Source organism: Luteibacter sp. KNZ12-1A (genome assembly GCF_056755675.1).
This window is the reverse complement of sequence record NZ_JBPGXU010000005.1, coordinates 53,049-69,122: the sequence shown is the minus strand read 5'-3', so window position 1 is coordinate 69,122 and position 16,074 is coordinate 53,049. Positions and strand designations below refer to the sequence as shown.

Here is a 16,074-nt window from a genome sequence, read left to right as displayed (position 1 = left end):
GATCGTCTATCGAATTCCGCCTTGGATAGCGGGGCGGTCGAGAAGCTGCGATGTCTGCAAAGGAGGTTTCCCGATATCGCTGGTATTGTCCCTGCCGTGTCCTTGGATAACCCCGATCGCGGAAAGCGCGAAGATCGCCGCATCGGTCGTCCATCGGGCGGATCGATGGAATTGTCGCGGCGAGGCATGGGACTTACGAAACCGTATTTCCGCTTCGCGTTGTGCCGCTGGAAGTTGTGCTTGCAGAGGAGACGTCCACGTGCCGGCAGATGCATGCGCAATCGCGGCATTTCGGACCGGCGATTCAGGAAATCTGGTGGCAGCAGCGACCGTGGCGTTCATTGACGCCATATGTATAAGCGCGGCGATTGTGGCAATGAGGCTGATGGAACGCGCGCGCATGATTTGTCCATGGATGACGTGCGATCAGCCGCACCGGTCAGCCAGGTTAGGTAGCCTCTTGATGGCAAAACATAAGCTGCTGCCGCAACCTTGTGTGGGGGATGGTTGTAATTGCCAGTCCCGCCACTGGACCTACGTCGCGTCTAAATATGGAGATGCCGCCGCTCGTCAGCCTGGAACGAGTATCCCTGCAAGCGAGCCGATCTCCGTCGGCTCTTCGATCACCTTCCAGGCACCCGCGGCTTCCAACTCGTCACGATCGCCAAACCCCCACAGCACGCCGAGGCCACGCACACGATTGGCAACCGCGCCTTCGATGTCGAAGCGACGATCGCCGACCATGATCGTGTCGTCGGCGGGGTGGCCGAAGTCGGCCAGCGCCGCCGCGATCATCTCGGCCTTCTCGCTATGCGCCGTGGCAGGGCCGGGGGCGTAAAGGCGTTCGAAGAGGTGGCCGAAGGGGAGGTGGGCGAGGATGGGTTCCGCATGTGCACGCACCTTGCTCGTCACCACCGCCAGGCGGTGGCCCGCGCCGGCGAGGGATGCGATGGTATCCGCGATGCCGTCGTAGACCGTGTGCTCGGACCAGCCGATCTCGCGGAAACGCTGGGAGTACGCGGCGACCGCCGCTTCCACGCGAATGCTGTCACCGTCGAGGACTTCGCCAAAGCTGACCCGCAACGGTGGGCCGATCCAGGAACGCAGTACCGTGTCGTCGGGCGCTTCCGCGCCGACGCTCGCCAGCGAATGGCGAACGCCGGCGAAGATGCCGATCTCCGAGTCGATCAGGGTGCCGTCGAGGTCGAAGAGGATCAGCATTACTTGCTATCCGCACGGGCCTGGAGCGCGGCGACCGCCGGCAGTTCCTTGCCTTCGAGGAATTCGAGGAAGGCACCGCCGCCCGTGGAGATATAGGAGACGCCGTCCTCGATACCGTACTTGTCGACCGCTGCGAGGGTGTCGCCACCGCCCGCGATCGAGAAGGCTTTCGACGCGGCGATGGCGCGTGCCAGCGTCTCGGTACCCTTGCCGAACGCGTCGAATTCGAACACGCCGACCGGACCGTTCCACACGACCGTGCCCGCCTTGGCGATCAAATCGGCGTAGCGCCTGGCCGTATCGGGGCCGATGTCGAGAATCATCTCGTCGTCGCCCACCTGGTCGACGGCTTTCACCGTGGCCTTGGCGTCGGCGGAGAATTCCGTGGCGACGACGACGTCCGTCGGAACCGGTACCTCGGCGCCGCGCGACTTGGCATCGGCCATGATCTTCTTCGCGGTGTCGAGCAGGTCGGCCTCGACCAGCGATTTGCCGACCTTGTGGCCCGCGGCCAGGATGAAGGTATTGGCGATGCCGCCGCCGACGATCAGCTGGTCGACCCGGCCGACGAGGTTCTGCAGCAGTTCGAGCTTGGTCGATACCTTCGAGCCGGCGACGATCGCCAGCAGCGGGTGGTCGGGGTTCTCGAGCGCCTTGCCCAGTGCATCGAGTTCCTTCGCCAGCAGCGGACCGGCGGCGGCGACCGGTGCGAAGCGGATCACGCCGTGGGTGGAAGCCTGGGCGCGGTGCGCGGTGCCGAAGGCGTCCATGACGAAGATGTCGCACAGCGCGGCGTACTTCTTCGAAAGAGTCTCGTCGTCCTTGCCTTCGCCGACGTTCATGCGGCAGTTCTCGAGGACGACCACTTCGCCGTCGGCCACGTCGACGCCTTCCAGGTAGTCGCGGACCAGGCGCACGTCCTTGCCGAGTTTCTTGCCCAGCCATTCGGCGACCGGCTTCAGGGAGGAAGCCTCGTCGAACTCGCCTTCCTTCGGGCGACCCAGGTGGGAAATGACCATGACCTTAGCGCCGGCGTCGCGCGCGGCGACGATAGTGGGCAGGGCGGCATCCAGGCGCTGCGTGGAGGTGATCTTGCCGTTCTCCACGGGGACGTTGAGGTCTTCGCGGATCAGCACGCGCTTGCCGCGCAGGTCGAGGTCTTGCATGCGGGTGACGGACACGGGGGACTCCAGCTCTGGGTCGAGGGGAAACGGATATTGTCCGCGCCCTTGGAGGGTGGGGCAAATCCGATCGCCGACAGGGTCGGCTCCCACCAGGCCGCAGCCAGGAGAGTTGGTGGGACCCGACCTATCGGAGATCCCGCAGCGCTTTGGTGGAACCCGACCTGCCAGCGATGCCGCAGTGCTTCGGTGGGACCAGACCTTGTGGGCGATGCCGTAATGCTTGGGTGGGCCCCCGACCCTGTCGGTGCTGCCGTAATGCTTGGGTGGGAGCCGACCCTGTCGGCGATCCGCGCGGCAGCGCGGCAAGGCTTCCCCGCCCCCACCCATTAGAATCCGCCACGCCATAGAAGGAAGCCGCATGTCCCTCGTCCTTTACACCTACTGGCGCTCCAGCGCCGTCTATCGCGTACGCATCGCCCTGAACCTCAAGGGGCTCGACTACGAAGCCCGGCCCATCCACCTGGTCAACGACGGCGGCGAGCACCTGAAACCTGCTTACCGCGCGGTATCCCCGCAGGCGCAGCTACCCACGCTGCTCGATGGCGACCGCGTCATCCGCCAGTCGATGGCAATCATGGAGTACCTCGACGAGACGCGACCCACGCCGCCCCTGATGCCGGCCGACGCGCAGGGAAGGGCGCGTGTCCGCGAATTGATGCAAGCGGTCGCGGCGGACATCCACCCGCTGGGCAACCTCAGGGTGCTCAAGGCCATCGAGTCGGAGTTCGGAGCCGATACGGCGGCGAAGGAGGCGTGGTCGCGCCGTTGGATCGCCCATGGGTTCAAAGGGCTCGAGGCCTTGCTGGCGCAGGGACCGACCGGCCGCTACAGCCATGGCGATACACCCACCCTGGCCGATGCCTGTCTCGTGCCGCAGTTCTACAACGCCGTGCGCTGGGGAGTGGACCTGGCGCCTTATCCGACGATCCGTAGGGTGGCGGAGGCTTGCCAGGCGTTGGAAGCGTTCCAGCGGGCCGCGCCCGAGGCGCAGCCGGATGCTCCGCGTTGACTTTGGGGTTACGGGGCGCCCCTGAGGTTAAATGTGGGAGCCGCGAAACGTGTGAGAACCGACTGGTGTGAGAGCCATTGCCGCTGTGGGAGCCGCTTCAGCGGCGATGGAGGCTTGCCTCCACTTGGCCCGCTGCCGCGGGATCGCCGCTGAAGCGGCTCCCACACCCAGCCCACACCCAGTGGCTCTCACACTTGAGCGCTATCGAGTGGCTAGACGCCGATCCCGTACGGGTCGCTCGACGCGAACTCGTTACCGGACGCGCCTTCCGAGAGCCGGATCTTCAGCGCCAGGCCGTCGCGCGAGTCGGCCTTGTTGAGGCATTCGTCGAGGGTGATCAGGCCGTCCTTGTACAGGCGGTAGAGGGACTGGTCGAAGGTCTGCATGCCTTCCTGCAGGCTGCGATCCATCGCGTCCTTCACCTCGTGGATCTGGCCACGGCGGATCATGTCGCGGATCAGCGGGGTGTTGAGCAGCACCTCGGTGGCCGGCATGCGACGGCCGTCCTTGCCGATCACCAGGCGCTGGCTGATCACCGCGCGCAGATTGAGGGCGAGGTTCATCAGCACGTTCTTGTGCGCCGATTCCGGGAAGAAGTTGAGGATGCGCTCCAGCGTCTGGTCGGCGTTGTTGGAGTGCAGGGTGGCCAGGCACAGGTGACCGGTCTCGGAGAACGAGATGGCGGCCTCCATGGTGTCCGTGTCGCGGATCTCGCCGATCATGATCACGTCCGGCGCCTCGCGCATCGCGTTCTTCAGCGCCTCGTGATAGCTGTGGGTGTCGAGCCCCACTTCACGCTGGTTCACGATGGAGCGTTTGTGCCGGTGCAGGTACTCGATCGGGTCCTCGATGGTGAGGATGTGGCCCGAGCTGTTGTTGTTGCGATGGTCGAGCATCGCGGCCAGGGTGGTCGACTTGCCCGAGCCGGTGGCGCCCACGACCAGGATCAGGCCGCGCGGCTCCATGATGAGGTCGCGGAAGATCGTGGGCAGGCGCAGTTCTTCCAGCGAGGGGATCTCGCTCTTGATCGCACGGATGACCATGCCGATCTCGCCGCGCTGCTTGAACACGTTGATGCGGAAGCGGCCGGCTTCCTTCACGGCCAGGGCCATGTTGAGCTCGAGGTCGCGCTCGAACTGGGGCACCTGGCCCTCGTCCATGAGCGAATAGGCGATTTTCTTGACCATGCCGCTCGGCAGGCCGGTATTTCCGAGCGGGTAAAGCTTGCCTTCCACCTTGATGTTCACGGGGGCGCCGGTCGTCAGGAACATGTCCGACGCGCCCTTGTCCACCATTAGCTTCAGGAAATAACCGATATCCACCTAAACCCCCGGGCGTTCGCATTACAATCGAGACGACGGTCTCACTGACCTGTATATCGACAATATCTCGCAAATCTGTATGAGGAACGAGTGATGGTGCACAACTTGCCGTCGAAAGCCCTGTCCCAGGGCCGCCGGCTCCTTGCCGTGGCCGCCCTGGCCATGGCGATCGCCACCCTCGCTGGCTGTGCCAGCGTGCCCCCGCCCGATGGCGCCATGAACCAGGCCCTCGCCCAACTTCAAGCCGCGCGCGATGCGGGGGCGGCCGATTATGCGCCGGTCGACCTCGATTACGCGCAAAGCAAATTCCGCCAGGCCCAGGCGGCCATGGCCAGCCGCAAGTACGACGAGGCGGCCGCGCTGGCCGAGGAGTCCCGCGCGGACAGCGAGTTGGCTCGCGCCAAGGCTCGTCTCGGCGCCGCCCGTGCCCAGAACACCGCCAAGAGCCAGGAAAACTCACGGATGCGTGTCGAGATGATCGACAACCATGCCAATGATACGGTGCCGATTCCCAGCAACGTGCAGGAATCCGAGACGGTCCTGCCGGAGCCGACGGACAGCACCCCGCCGCCCGCGGGCGGCCAGACCCAGCCCCTGAACGACAACCAGGGAGGCCAGTGATGAAGCGCTCGACTCTCCTCCTTTCCGCGCTGGTCCTTGCCGTTTCGGCAGGTGGCGCCATGGCCGCCACCGACGACCTCGACGTACGCCGCCTGAATTCCAGCCTCGACCAGCTCTCGTCCGATCCGACCCTCGGCGGCTACGCCCAGGCGGAACAGGCGCGTGCCCGCGAGGCGATCAACCAGATGGCCCAGTTCAAGCCCAAGGACAAGGAACACGCCCACTACCGGTACATTGCCGAGCGCCGTGTGGACATCGCCAAGGCCATGGCCCAGTACCAGGACGCCCAGAACAAGAGCGCCCAGCTCGACCGCGAGCACGACGCCATCCTGCTCGAGGCCAGCCGCCTCGACGCCGAGATGGCCCGCCGCCAGCTCGAACAACAGCGCATGCAGAACCAGATGATCCAGGAAGAGGCCGCCCGCCTGCAGCAGCAGGGCGTGGAGTATTCCCAGGCGCTGGAGCAGGCCAAGGCGGAAGGCGAGAAGGCCCGCCAGGTGGCCGCTGCGCAGGCCAAGGTCGCCAACGCCGCCAAGAAGCAGGCCGCGCTGGCGGAAGCCGCCGCCCGCGCGATGCGCGACATCAACTCGTCCGATGGTGGCGCCCCCGCGTCCACGCCGGCAACGAGCACGCCCAAGAAGAGCAAGAAGGGCGGAGGCAACTAAACCGTCCGCTACCACCGCCGCTCCCGCCTCCCGGGCGGGGCGGCGCTGTGGAGCCCATAAGCTGGTTATGGGGAAGCCCCCGGCAATCAGGCAGGAAGCCGGGTGGGAAGCCGCTTAAGCGGCTTCCCACCCGTAAGTGGCGTCGACGCAGGTGGCCTTCCGCCTGGCGGAAGCCTGCCGCGTAAACCGTTGCACCGGCAACCTTTTTTCTGCGGGAAATTCAGAAAAATCGCCCTTGCACCCCCCTGGCGAGCGGAGTAGCTTCGAACTCCCGTCACGGGAAAAACACGTGGCGGCCCTGCCGGAGCATGCGTACGTTCACCAGGCACATCGCATCGCGATCCTCCCTTCCGCCGATGCGCGGACAGTGCCTCGCATGTCTCCCCTCACGACCGGTCCGCGCCGCGGGCCGATCCCACCGCGAGGAGATTGCTATGTTCGAAAACCAGCAGCGCGACGACGTCGAGAAGTTCATCCACGCCGATGCCGAAACCCGTCGTCTCTTCTACCGCCACCAGGAACTCGATACCAAGCTGCACGATGCCAACATCGGCTGCCTGCCCATCGATGACAAGAGCCTGGTAGGACTCAAGAAGGAAAAGCTGCAGGCCAAGGAGAAACTCCAGCGAATGTGGGAAAGCTGGCAAAAATCACGACACTGAACCGGCTGGCCGGTGCAGGACGGAAACGGGCACGGGAACGTGCCCGTTTTTTTATGGTCTTCCCATACATCGTTTTGGATCGGCCGTGAAGCCGGGCATCGGTTCAGCGCGCCACCCTTTATCATGTGCGCCCAAAGGGCGAGGTCGAAGGGGCCGCGCCGGATCACCCACGGAGTCCCAATGAGTGTTCATGACAGCGTCCTCGAACTGATCGGTCGCACCCCCATGGTGCGTGCCCAGCACCTGGATGCGGGCTGTTGCGAACTGTTCCTGAAGCTCGAGAGCGCCAACCCAGGCGGTTCGGTGAAAGACCGTATCGGCCGGTCCATGATCGAGGGCGCCGAACGCGCAGGGAAGATCAAGCCGGGCGATACCCTGGTCGAAGGCACCGCCGGCAACACCGGCCTCGGGCTGGCGCTGGTCGCACAGCAGAAGGGCTACCGCCTGATCCTGGTCGTTCCCGACAAGATGAGCCGCGAGAAGATCTTCAACCTCAAGGCCATGGGCGCCGAGGTGGTGCTCACCCGGTCGGACGTGGCCAAGGGCCACCCCGAGTACTACCAGGACATGGCTGCGCGTATCGCTCGCGAAACGCCGGGGGCCTACTTCATCAACCAGTTCGGCAACCCGGACAACCCCCTGGCGCATGTGCAGACCACGGGTCCGGAGATCTTCGAGCAGCTCGGCGGCAAGGTCGACGCGATCGTGGTCGGTTGTGGTTCGTCCGGCACGATGAGCGGCCTTACCGCCTACCTGCGCGAGCATTCGCCGAACACCGAGATCGTGCTGGCCGATCCGGTCGGCTCGATCCTGGCCCAGTACATCAACGAAGGTACGCTCTCGGAGAAGTCGGGCAGCTGGATGGTGGAAGGCATCGGCGAGGATTTCCTTCCCTCGATCAGCGACTTCTCGATGGTGAAGAAGGCCTACGCCATCAGCGACAAGGAAAGCTTCCTGGCCGCGCGCGAATTGCTGGCGAAGGAGGGTGTGCTGGGCGGTTCATCCACGGGCACCCTCCTTGCCGCCGCGCTGAAGTGGTGCCGCGAACAGACCACGCCGAAGCGTGTGGTGACCCTGGTCTGCGACACTGGCAACAAGTACCTCTCGAAGATGTACAACGACTACTGGATGCTCGACAACGGCTTCCTCGAACGCGAGCGCTTCGGTGACCTGCGCGATCTCATCCTGCGCCCGTATGCCCAGCGCGACACGGTGGTGGTGAAGCCGGACGACATGCTGATCACCGCCTACAACCGCATGAAGCTGTACGACGTGTCGCAGCTGCCGGTGATGGAAGATGACCGCCTGGTCGGCATCCTGGACGAATCCGACGTGCTCCTGCACGTGCATGCGGACGAAACCCGGTTTCGCGATCCCGTGTCGACGGCGATGATCGCATCGCCGGAAATGCTCCAGGTCACCTCGCCGATCGAGGCGCTGCTACCTGTGTTCGAGAAGGGGCATGTCGCGATCGTGATGGATGGCGAGCAGTTCCTCGGCCTCATCACGCGTATCGACTTGCTCAATTACCTGCGTCGCAAAGTCAATTAAGGAAGGGGAAGCGTCATGTGTGGAATCGTCGCCGCAGTCGCACAGCGTGACATAGCGCCCATTCTCATCGCCGGCCTGAAAGCCCTGGAATACCGGGGCTACGATTCCGCGGGCATGGCCATCGCCGATGGCGGGGAGATCCGCCGGGTCCGGGCCAAAGGCAAGGTTCGCGAGATGGAAGCCCTCTATGATGCCGATCCCGTGCGTGGCGGTACGGGTATCGCACACACGCGCTGGGCGACGCACGGCGTGCCGAGCGAGAAGAATGCACACCCGCATGTGCAGGGCCGCATCGCGATCGTGCACAACGGCATCATCGAGAACTACGCATCGTTGCGCGAGTCGCTGAAAGCCAAGGGCCGAACTTTTAACTCGGAAACCGATACCGAGGTGATGGGCGCGGTGATCGACGAGCACGTACAGGCGGGAAAGCCGCTGCGTGAGGCGGTGACCGCCGCCGTGCGCGAACTGGAAGGTGCCTACGCCATCGCCGTGATGAGCCTCGACGAGCCCGAGTGCATCGTCGGTGCGCGCCGTGGTTGCCCCTTGCTGGTCGGCATCGGCATCGGGGAGCACTTCCTGGGTTCCGACGCGCAGGCGCTGATCAAGGTCACCAACCGGATGATGTACCTCGAGGAGGACGACGTCGTCGAGATCACCCGTGACACCGCCGAGGTGTTCAACCTCGATGGCCAGCGCGTGGACCGCACCGCGCATGAAAGCGAAATCAGCGCCGACTCCGTCGAGCGTGGCGAATACCGCCACTATATGCAGAAGGAAATCTTCGAGCAGCCGCGCGCCGTCGCCGATACGCTGGAAGGCCGCATCGGGCCGCATGGCGTACTGCCGAACATCTTCGGCATCGACGCCGATCCCATCCTCGACAAGACCCGTGGCATCCACATCGTCGCCTGCGGCACCAGCTATCACGCCGGCATGGTCGCCAAGTACTGGATCGAGGAACTTGCACGTATCCCGGTCGTGGTCGAAGTGGCCAGCGAGTACCGCTACCGCGACGTGGTGGTACCGGAAAACACCTTGTTCGTGGCCGTGTCGCAGTCGGGTGAAACCGCCGACACCTTGGCCGCGATGCGCGAATCACGCCGCCGTGGCTACCTCGCCACTTTCGCCATCTGCAACGTGCCGGAGTCCTCGGTGGTGCGCGAGTCCGACCTGCGCCTGATGACCCGGGCTGGCCCCGAGATCGGCGTAGCCTCGACCAAGGCCTTCACCACCCAGCTGGCCGCCTTCGCGCTGCTGGCGCTGGATCTCGGCCGCCGTCGCGGCCTGGACGGTGCCCGGTACCTCGACCACTGCAAGGAACTGCAGTCGTTGCCGCGCTATATCGAGAACGCGCTGAAGAGCGAGCCGGAGATCCTGAAGATCGCCGACCACTTCATCAACAAACAGCACGCGTTGTTCCTTGGGCGCGGCGCGCAGTATCCGGTGGCCCTGGAAGGCTCGCTCAAGCTCAAGGAAATCTCCTATATCCACGCCGAGGCGTATCCGGCGGGTGAGCTGAAGCATGGCCCGCTGGCGCTCGTGGACGAGAACATGCCGATCGTCGCCGTGGCACCGAATGGCCCGCTGCTGGACAAGCTGAAGTCCAACCTGCAGGAAGTGCGGGCGCGGGGCGGCGAGCTGATCGTCTTCGCGGATGAACGTGCCGAGATGGACACGGACACGGCTCATATCGCCACCGTGCGCGTGGATGGTGGCGGCGACCTGATCGCTCCGGCGGTGTTTACCGTGCCGATGCAGCTGCTGGCGTACCACGTGGCGGTGCAGCGCGGGACCGATGTGGATCAGCCGCGGAACCTGGCCAAGTCGGTCACCGTCGAATGACCGATCAGCCGTATATCCATGCCCTCGCCGATGTGCAGTCGTTGCGTATCGGCGAACGGACGCGGGTGTGGCAGTTCGTCGTGATCCTGCCCGGGGCGGCTATCGGCGACGACTGCAATATCTGCTCGCACTGTTTTATCGAGAACGATGTGGTCGTCGGCGATCGGGTGACGGTGAAGAGTGGCGTGCAGTTGTGGGACGGGTTGCGGCTTGAGGATGACGTTTTTGTCGGGCCGAATGTGACGTTTACCAATGATCGGTTTCCGCGGTCGCGGGAGTATTCCCACCCGTTCCAGCAGACGGTGGTCCGGTCAGGTGCGTCGATCGGCGGGGGAGCCACGGTCCTGCCGGGTCTTGAGATCGGCCCCAGGGCAATGATCGGGGCCGGAGCGGTGGTTACGCACGACGTGCCCGAAAGGGCCATCGTCGTCGGCAATCCCGCGCGCGTCATCGGTTATGTGGACGACGCGCCGTCTCATGGCGGTACCGTCGTCTAGCGCATGGGGTCGTCAGGTTTGGTGGGGCCGGGGATACCCAGATAGAACAGCCGCTTCATTTCCCTGCGGCCGCGGGTGACGGCGTCCATGATCACGCCACACACCAGCGAGATCGCCGCCACGAGCGCCAGGCCCGTGGATAGCAGTGCCGTAGGAAGCCGTGGCACTTCATGGGTGGCAAGGTAGGTCGTCAATAAGGGCACGGCTATGACGATGGCGATGACGAGCGATAGTGCACCCACGATCCCGAAAAATTGCAAAGGTCGCTCCGCAACGAACAGGCGCAGGATCATCCGCACTATGCGCAGACCGTCCTTGTAAGTCGAAAGCTTGCTCTCCGATCCTTCCGGTCGGGTGGAATAGGGTGTGTCCACCTCGCTCCACGGCATGCGCAGTTCGAGCGCATGCACGGTCAGTTCCGTTTCCGTTTCGAAGCCGGCCGACAGGGCGGGGAAGGATTTCACATAGCGGCGGGTGAAGACGCGGTAGCCCGATAACATGTCGGTGAACGTGCCGCCGAAGATCATCGCCACGCAGCCGGTGAGCATCCGATTGCCGAGTCGATGCCCGCTTCGGTAAGCCCTTGCGAGCTTGTCGTCCTTGCGTACGCCGACGACCATGTCGGCCCCTTCTTGCAGCAACCGCTCGATCATCACAGGCGCACGGGAAGCATCATAGGTCGCGTCCCCGTCGACCAGTACGTAGATATCGGCATCTACATCCGCGAACATCCTCCGCACCACGTTGCCCTTGCCTCGGAGGTCTACCGTGCGCACGATCGCTCCAGCTTCCCTGGCAATGTCGACCGTGCGGTCCGTGGACGCATTGTCGAACACGTGGATGCGGGCATGCGGGAGTGCAGCGCGGAAGTCCCGTATCACCCGGGCTATCGCCAATGCCTCGTTGAAGCAGGGGATCAGTACGGCGATGTCCTGGTCTTTACCCGGAATATCAGTCTGCATGTGACGTTCGTCCTTCGGAGGATCAGGCGACGTGCCTCGATTGGGAGATCGGCGCATCAATCAGCTGATTGTATAATCGCCGGCGCCGCCACCGGGGCGCGTGTCAAAGGGGATCGCCTTGGTTCACTGGAAGCAAGCATGGGTCACTCGTCGCGCGTGGGTGCTGCCCCTGGCGATATTCCTGGGCCTCGTCCTTCTCCATGCGGACCTACCCGGCATCTATATGGACGCGGCGAACCCCGACTTTCTCGCTGCGCGCTGGCTGCACCACGGCCATAACCCCGGGGCAGGCATACCGTCGAAGATCTTTCCCATCCTCGGCAGCTTCTACCACGGTATGCAGAATGCCTACCTGGGCCTGCCCTTTTTCGCCGTGGCTGGGTTCAGCGTCACTTCCCTTCGCCTCGAACAGGCGGTGTTCGGCGTTATCCTGCTGCTGGCGCTGTACCACCTGACCCGCCGGCTCACGGGATCGCCTGGCGTGGCCTTTGCAGTGAGCATCGGCCTTGCTACGGAACTCGCATTTACCGCGTCGTTTCGTACCCAGTTCTACATCGTGCTTGGCGGCGCGGCGTGGTTCATCCTATCGATGCTGCTGGCGCTTCCCGCCGAGATCGGATCCCGGATCGTGCGTCGCCGCGTTTTCTGGTCGGGCGTGTTTTTCGGCCTCGCCAGTTATGGCTACTTCGTCCTCTCGTTCTTCGCACCCGCCATGGCCTTGCTGGTCGCGTGCTGGGTCCCCCGTCGCGACTGGGGGCGTTGGGTGGCGGGCGCCGTCCTTGGCGTAAGCCCCTTCCTGCTCGGCTTCCTGTCGCTGCTAGCGAAGAAACACGGCCTGGAGCCGACGCTCGAGTTCGTGCGCGGGATGCTGGGTCAATTGAAACCCTTCGACGCCAGTGGTGCCTCGGGAAACAACCTCACTTACGCGTGGGACATGGTCGGCCTGGCGACGAGCGATGCCGCCAACGAGGGCATGATCTTCGGCCAGGCGATATCCGGTCCTTGGGGTGCAAGCAAGGTATGGTGGCTTGCAGTCAGTGTCCTGGGCCTGGTCGTACTCGGCATCATTCACCTGCTCGGACGTCAGCCGCGCTTGACGATGACGATCCTGCCGGCGGTGATGCCGATCTCGTTCGTCGCGGTCGCCTCCTTGTTCGGTCATCGGCTCTGGGCCCACCACTTCAGCGTGTTGCTGCCATTCGTCTACCTGCTGCCCGCGCTGCTGATGGTCCAGATCTTTGCGACGATTCGCCAGCCGGCCCCGCGTGCGCGGGCCGCTGCTCTCGTGGTGCTGGCGACCGTCGTACTCGGCGGCAATTTGTTCCAGCAGACTCGCTTCCACGAATGGCTCGCCAAGACGGGAGGCCGGGGGCATAGCAGCGACGCGTTGACGACACTGGCCATCGAGGCGCGCGGCGTACCGAAGAATGTCGCCTACCTTTTCCCTGAGTGGGGATTCTTCACTTCGTTTGCCTTCCTCACGGAGAATCGCGTTCCCTACAGGGTGGACATCGAGCCCGGCACGATCGACCAGCTCAAGGAAGACGGCATCACCGAATTTCGCCTCGTTTACTGGAATGCTGGCGATGAGGACCGCTATCGGCGGGCCTTGCAGGCTAGTGGTGTGCCTTCAGCGGAACATCGTACCTTCCTTTCCCGGGAGGGCGAGCCGGTATTCCATTGGCTGCGTGGTAGCCTCGGCGAAGCCCCTCGGCCTTGAGGGGCGGGGCCGGTGCGGCGACAATAGAGCGCTGAATCGCCGGAACCACACTCATGAAGTGTTTCAAAGCCTACGACATCCGCGGCCGTGTGCAAGACGAACTGAATGACGACATCGCGTACCGCCTGGGGCGCGCCTTTGCGCGTACTGTAGGCGAGGGTGCCGTCGTCGTCGGCTTCGACATCCGGCGTGATAGCCCCGGACTGGCGGAGGCCATCGTCCGAGGACTCAACGACGAAGGTCGCGATGTGATCGACATCGGTTTGTGCGGTACGGAAGAAGTCTACTTCCAGACCTTCCATCGCCAGGTGGCCGGCGGGATCATGGTCACCGCCAGCCACAATCCCATCGACTACAACGGCATGAAGCTGGTGCGCGAGGGTGCGCGGCCGATCAGCGGCGACACCGGCCTGCGCGACATCGAGCGCTTGGTTGAAGAAGACGCTTTTGGTAAGCCATCGGACGTACGCGGCGGCATTGTCCACGACCACGACAAGAATGCCTATATCCAGCACTTGCTGGGGTACATCGATCCTGCGGCGTTCAAGCCCTTGAAGGTGGTGGTGAACGCCGGTAACGGTGGTGCAGGAAGGATCGTCGACCTGCTCGAAGCGCACCTTCCACTGCGGTTCGTTCGCGTTAATCACGAACCTGACGGCAGCTTCCCCAATGGCATTCCCAACCCGCTCTTGCCTGAGAACCGTTCGGCCACGGCAGATGCCGTACGCGAACATGGAGCCGACTTCGGCATCGCATGGGACGGCGATTTCGATCGCTGCTTCCTGTTCGATGCACGCGGGGAGTTCATCGAGGGCTATTACATCGTCGGTCTGCTGGCGGCGCAGATCCTGGAAAAGCATCCAGGTGCGAAGATCATCCACGATCCGCGTCTGACCTGGAACACGATCGACATGGTGGAGCGGGCAGGCGGCGTAGCCATCGAAAGCAAGACCGGGCATGCCTTTATCAAGGAGCGAATGCGCACGGAGGATGCCATCTACGGCGGTGAGATGAGCGCGCACCACTACTTTCGCGAATTCGCCTATTGCGACTCGGGCATGATTCCCTGGCTGCTCGTTGCAGAGCGATTGTCACGGACGGGTATGAGTCTTGCGGACATGCTGACCCAGCGTATGGCCGCCTATCCCTGCAGTGGCGAAATCAATTTCGTGGTGGACGACGCGAAGGCGGCGGTGGCTCGCGTCCTCGCGTATTACGAGAAAGATGCGCCTTCGCTGGAATACATCGACGGCACCAGCGCCGATTTTGGAACGTGGCGCTTCAATCTACGCTCGTCGAACACGGAGCCATTGCTGCGCCTCAATGTCGAATCGCGAGGCGATTCCAGTCTCATGTCTGCGCGGACGGCCGAGCTTTCCCGGCTGATCCGGGGTTAGCCCGCCCTGCCGTACACGTCGTCGAAGCGAACGATGTCGTCTTCCCCGAGGTAGCTTCCCGACTGCACTTCGATCAGTTCGACAGGAAGCTTGCCCGGGTTGCGAAGGCGGTGCTTGCTACCCAGTGGTAGGTAGGTGCTCTGGTTTTCCGAAAGCAGGAAGACATTGTCATCGCACGTGACTTCGGCCACGCCTTTAACGACGATCCAGTGCTCTGCCCGGTGGTGGTGCATCTGCAGGCTGAGCGCGGCGCCTGGCTTGACGACGATGCGCTTTACCTGGAATCGATCGCCGGACTCCAGTGAGTCGTAGCTGCCCCAGGGCCTGTGGACGACGCGATGGAGGTCGTGCTCGGTACGGCCGGCGGCCTTCAGTTGTTCGACGACCTTCTTGACGTCCTGCGACGCGTCGCGGCGGGCGACCAGCGTGGCGTCGGGCGTCGTGACGACTACGACATCATCGAGCCCGATCGTGGCCACCAGGTGACGGTCGTGAGACCTGACCAGGGAGCCGCGTGTGTCGAGGGCGATGACGTCGCCTTCGAGATGATTGCCGTTGGCGTCTTTCTCCGTGGAAAGCCAGAGAGCGTCCCACGAACCGATGTCGCTCCAGCCACAGGTAACGGGGACTACAGCAGCCCGCGTCGTCTTTTCCATCACTGCATAGTCTATGGAATCGCTAGGTGCGGCAGCGAATGCTTCGTGGTCAAGCCTGATGAAATCGAGATCCTTGTTCGCTTTGCCGAAAGCCGATTCCACAGCCTGCCGCATGGCCGGCGCGAACTGGCTTAATTCGTCGAGGTAACGAGATGCGCGGAAAAGGAACATGCCGGAATTCCAGTCGTATTCGCCGCTGGCGAGATACTGATCCGCGATCTCCTGTTTTGGCTTCTCAACGAACTGGCTGACCCGGAAGGTGTCACCTTCAAGTGCCTCGCCGCGGCGGATATAGCCGAATCCTGTTTCGGCACGATCAGGGCGAATGCCGAAGGTAACGAGCCAACCCTGCTCGGCCAGTGGCAGGGCTCGGGCAACGGCGTCCGCGAAGGAGACGCTGTCGCCGATCAGATGATCCGCGGGAAGGACGAGGATCAGGGCGTCCGGATCCTTCTGGATGGCCTGCAAGGCACCCGCCGCTATCGCCGGCGCCGTGTTCCTGGCTGTCGGCTCGAGCAGGATGCTGGCGCCCTCCACGCCGAGTTCCTGCAACTGCTCCGCCGCAAGGAAGCGCTGATCGTCGCTTGCCACGACGATGGGCGCGGCGACGTCGGGAAGACCGCTCGCGCGCTGAATGGTCTGCTGAAACAGCGTTTCCTTCCCGGCAAGGGAGAGGAACTGTTTAGGCAGGTTACGACGCGAGATCGGCCAGAGGCGCGTGCCGCTGCCGCCGCTGAGGATGAGGGGGATTAGCATGGTTGC

At 63.7% G+C, this 16,074-nt stretch carries 14 protein-coding genes and 1 pseudogene; 9 read left to right on the top strand and 6 right to left on the bottom strand.

Features of this window, described 5'->3' with window-relative positions:
- Positions 1-6: 6 nt before the first annotated feature.
- From ACR9ZJ_RS02485 to ACR9ZJ_RS02475, 3 genes are all read right to left on the bottom strand, one after another.
- Positions 7-402, bottom strand: a complete 396-nt coding sequence (locus ACR9ZJ_RS02485) for a hypothetical protein (RefSeq protein WP_481286781.1) — start codon at positions 400-402, stop codon at positions 7-9.
- A 168-nt stretch (positions 403-570) separates the two neighbouring features.
- Complete coding sequence (locus tag ACR9ZJ_RS02480) at positions 571-1,221, bottom strand: HAD hydrolase-like protein (protein ID WP_481286780.1); 651 nt, start codon at positions 1,219-1,221, stop codon at positions 571-573.
- Positions 1,221-2,402 carry a phosphoglycerate kinase gene (locus tag ACR9ZJ_RS02475; protein WP_481281377.1) on the bottom strand — a complete coding sequence of 394 codons (1,182 nt, stop codon included), beginning with the start codon at positions 2,400-2,402 and terminating at the stop codon, positions 1,221-1,223. Before ACR9ZJ_RS02475 ends, ACR9ZJ_RS02480 begins: the two co-directional genes overlap by 1 nt.
- Positions 2,403-2,763: 361 nt before the next feature.
- Between ACR9ZJ_RS02475 and maiA the strand changes: the two genes are divergently transcribed.
- Positions 2,764-3,414, top strand: coding sequence for a maleylacetoacetate isomerase (maiA, locus tag ACR9ZJ_RS02470; RefSeq protein ID WP_481286779.1), 651 nt, complete (start codon positions 2,764-2,766; stop codon positions 3,412-3,414).
- A 212-nt stretch (positions 3,415-3,626) separates the two neighbouring features.
- On the opposite strand, the gene ACR9ZJ_RS02465 is transcribed toward maiA, so the two are convergent.
- A complete protein-coding gene (locus ACR9ZJ_RS02465; RefSeq protein WP_481281375.1) occupies positions 3,627-4,736 on the bottom strand; it encodes a PilT/PilU family type 4a pilus ATPase in 1,110 nt (369 codons plus the stop codon).
- A gap of 93 nt (positions 4,737-4,829) precedes the next feature.
- On the opposite strand from ACR9ZJ_RS02465, the gene ACR9ZJ_RS02460 reads away from it, so the two are divergent.
- The 6 genes and pseudogenes from ACR9ZJ_RS02460 to ACR9ZJ_RS02435 all read left to right on the top strand — a co-directional run.
- Positions 4,830-5,357 (top strand): DUF4398 domain-containing protein, encoded by a 528-nt coding sequence (locus ACR9ZJ_RS02460; RefSeq protein WP_481281374.1) that lies wholly within the window; start codon positions 4,830-4,832, stop codon positions 5,355-5,357.
- Positions 5,357-6,022: a DUF4398 domain-containing protein gene (locus ACR9ZJ_RS02455; RefSeq protein WP_481281373.1), complete on the top strand. Its 666-nt coding sequence runs from the start codon at positions 5,357-5,359 to the stop codon at positions 6,020-6,022. The genes ACR9ZJ_RS02460 and ACR9ZJ_RS02455 overlap by 1 nt, the downstream gene beginning before the upstream one ends.
- A gap of 434 nt (positions 6,023-6,456) precedes the next feature.
- Positions 6,457-6,684: an HP1242/YdcH family protein gene (locus ACR9ZJ_RS02450; RefSeq protein WP_481281372.1), complete on the top strand. Its 228-nt coding sequence runs from the start codon at positions 6,457-6,459 to the stop codon at positions 6,682-6,684.
- A gap of 180 nt (positions 6,685-6,864) precedes the next feature.
- On the top strand, positions 6,865-8,235 hold the full coding sequence (locus ACR9ZJ_RS02445; RefSeq protein ID WP_481281371.1) for a pyridoxal-phosphate dependent enzyme: 1,371 nt from the start codon (positions 6,865-6,867) through the stop codon (positions 8,233-8,235).
- 15 nt (positions 8,236-8,250) lie between these two features.
- Positions 8,251-10,080, top strand: a complete 1,830-nt coding sequence (gene glmS / locus ACR9ZJ_RS02440; RefSeq protein ID WP_481286778.1) for a glutamine--fructose-6-phosphate transaminase (isomerizing) — start codon at positions 8,251-8,253, stop codon at positions 10,078-10,080.
- Positions 10,077-10,547: pseudogene (locus ACR9ZJ_RS02435) on the top strand (acyltransferase); the annotation flags it as partial. The gene glmS and the pseudogene ACR9ZJ_RS02435, both read left to right, overlap by 4 nt.
- A gap of 26 nt (positions 10,548-10,573) precedes the next feature.
- Here the strand turns inward: ACR9ZJ_RS02435 and ACR9ZJ_RS02430 are convergent.
- Positions 10,574-11,539, bottom strand: coding sequence for a glycosyltransferase family 2 protein (locus ACR9ZJ_RS02430; RefSeq protein ID WP_481286777.1), 966 nt, complete (start codon positions 11,537-11,539; stop codon positions 10,574-10,576).
- A 118-nt stretch (positions 11,540-11,657) separates the two neighbouring features.
- On the opposite strand from ACR9ZJ_RS02430, the gene ACR9ZJ_RS02425 reads away from it, so the two are divergent.
- Positions 11,658-13,259 carry a hypothetical protein gene (locus ACR9ZJ_RS02425; RefSeq protein ID WP_481286776.1) on the top strand — a complete coding sequence of 534 codons (1,602 nt, stop codon included), beginning with the start codon at positions 11,658-11,660 and terminating at the stop codon, positions 13,257-13,259.
- 53 nt (positions 13,260-13,312) lie between these two features.
- On the top strand, positions 13,313-14,656 hold the full coding sequence (locus tag ACR9ZJ_RS02420; protein WP_481286775.1) for a phosphohexomutase domain-containing protein: 1,344 nt from the start codon (positions 13,313-13,315) through the stop codon (positions 14,654-14,656).
- On the opposite strand, the gene ACR9ZJ_RS02415 is transcribed toward ACR9ZJ_RS02420, so the two are convergent.
- On the bottom strand, positions 14,653-16,068 hold the full coding sequence (locus ACR9ZJ_RS02415; RefSeq protein WP_481286774.1) for a mannose-1-phosphate guanylyltransferase/mannose-6-phosphate isomerase: 1,416 nt from the start codon (positions 16,066-16,068) through the stop codon (positions 14,653-14,655). The two genes, ACR9ZJ_RS02420 and ACR9ZJ_RS02415, sit on opposite strands and share 4 nt — an antisense overlap.
- Positions 16,069-16,074: the final 6 nt, after the last annotated feature.

Excerpts from the sequence above, each read along its gene's own strand:
- ACR9ZJ_RS02450 (WP_481281372.1), top strand. The coding sequence starts at position 6,457 with ATGTTCGAAAACCAGCAGCGCGACGACGTCGAGAAGTTCATCCACGCC.
- ACR9ZJ_RS02445 (WP_481281371.1), top strand. The coding sequence starts at position 6,865 with ATGAGTGTTCATGACAGCGTCCTCGAACTGATCGGTCGCACCCCCATG.
- ACR9ZJ_RS02420 (WP_481286775.1), top strand. The coding sequence starts at position 13,313 with ATGAAGTGTTTCAAAGCCTACGACATCCGCGGCCGTGTGCAAGACGAA.
- maiA (WP_481286779.1), top strand. The coding sequence starts at position 2,764 with ATGTCCCTCGTCCTTTACACCTACTGGCGCTCCAGCGCCGTCTATCGC.
- ACR9ZJ_RS02430 (WP_481286777.1), bottom strand. The coding sequence starts at position 11,539 with ATGCAGACTGATATTCCGGGTAAAGACCAGGACATCGCCGTACTGATC.
- ACR9ZJ_RS02485 (WP_481286781.1), bottom strand. The coding sequence starts at position 402 with ATGCGCGCGCGTTCCATCAGCCTCATTGCCACAATCGCCGCGCTTATA.
- ACR9ZJ_RS02415 (WP_481286774.1), bottom strand. The coding sequence starts at position 16,068 with ATGCTAATCCCCCTCATCCTCAGCGGCGGCAGCGGCACGCGCCTCTGG.
- ACR9ZJ_RS02480 (WP_481286780.1), bottom strand. The coding sequence starts at position 1,221 with ATGCTGATCCTCTTCGACCTCGACGGCACCCTGATCGACTCGGAGATC.
- ACR9ZJ_RS02455 (WP_481281373.1), top strand. The coding sequence starts at position 5,357 with ATGAAGCGCTCGACTCTCCTCCTTTCCGCGCTGGTCCTTGCCGTTTCG.
- ACR9ZJ_RS02460 (WP_481281374.1), top strand. The coding sequence starts at position 4,830 with ATGGTGCACAACTTGCCGTCGAAAGCCCTGTCCCAGGGCCGCCGGCTC.
- glmS (WP_481286778.1), top strand. The coding sequence starts at position 8,251 with ATGTGTGGAATCGTCGCCGCAGTCGCACAGCGTGACATAGCGCCCATT.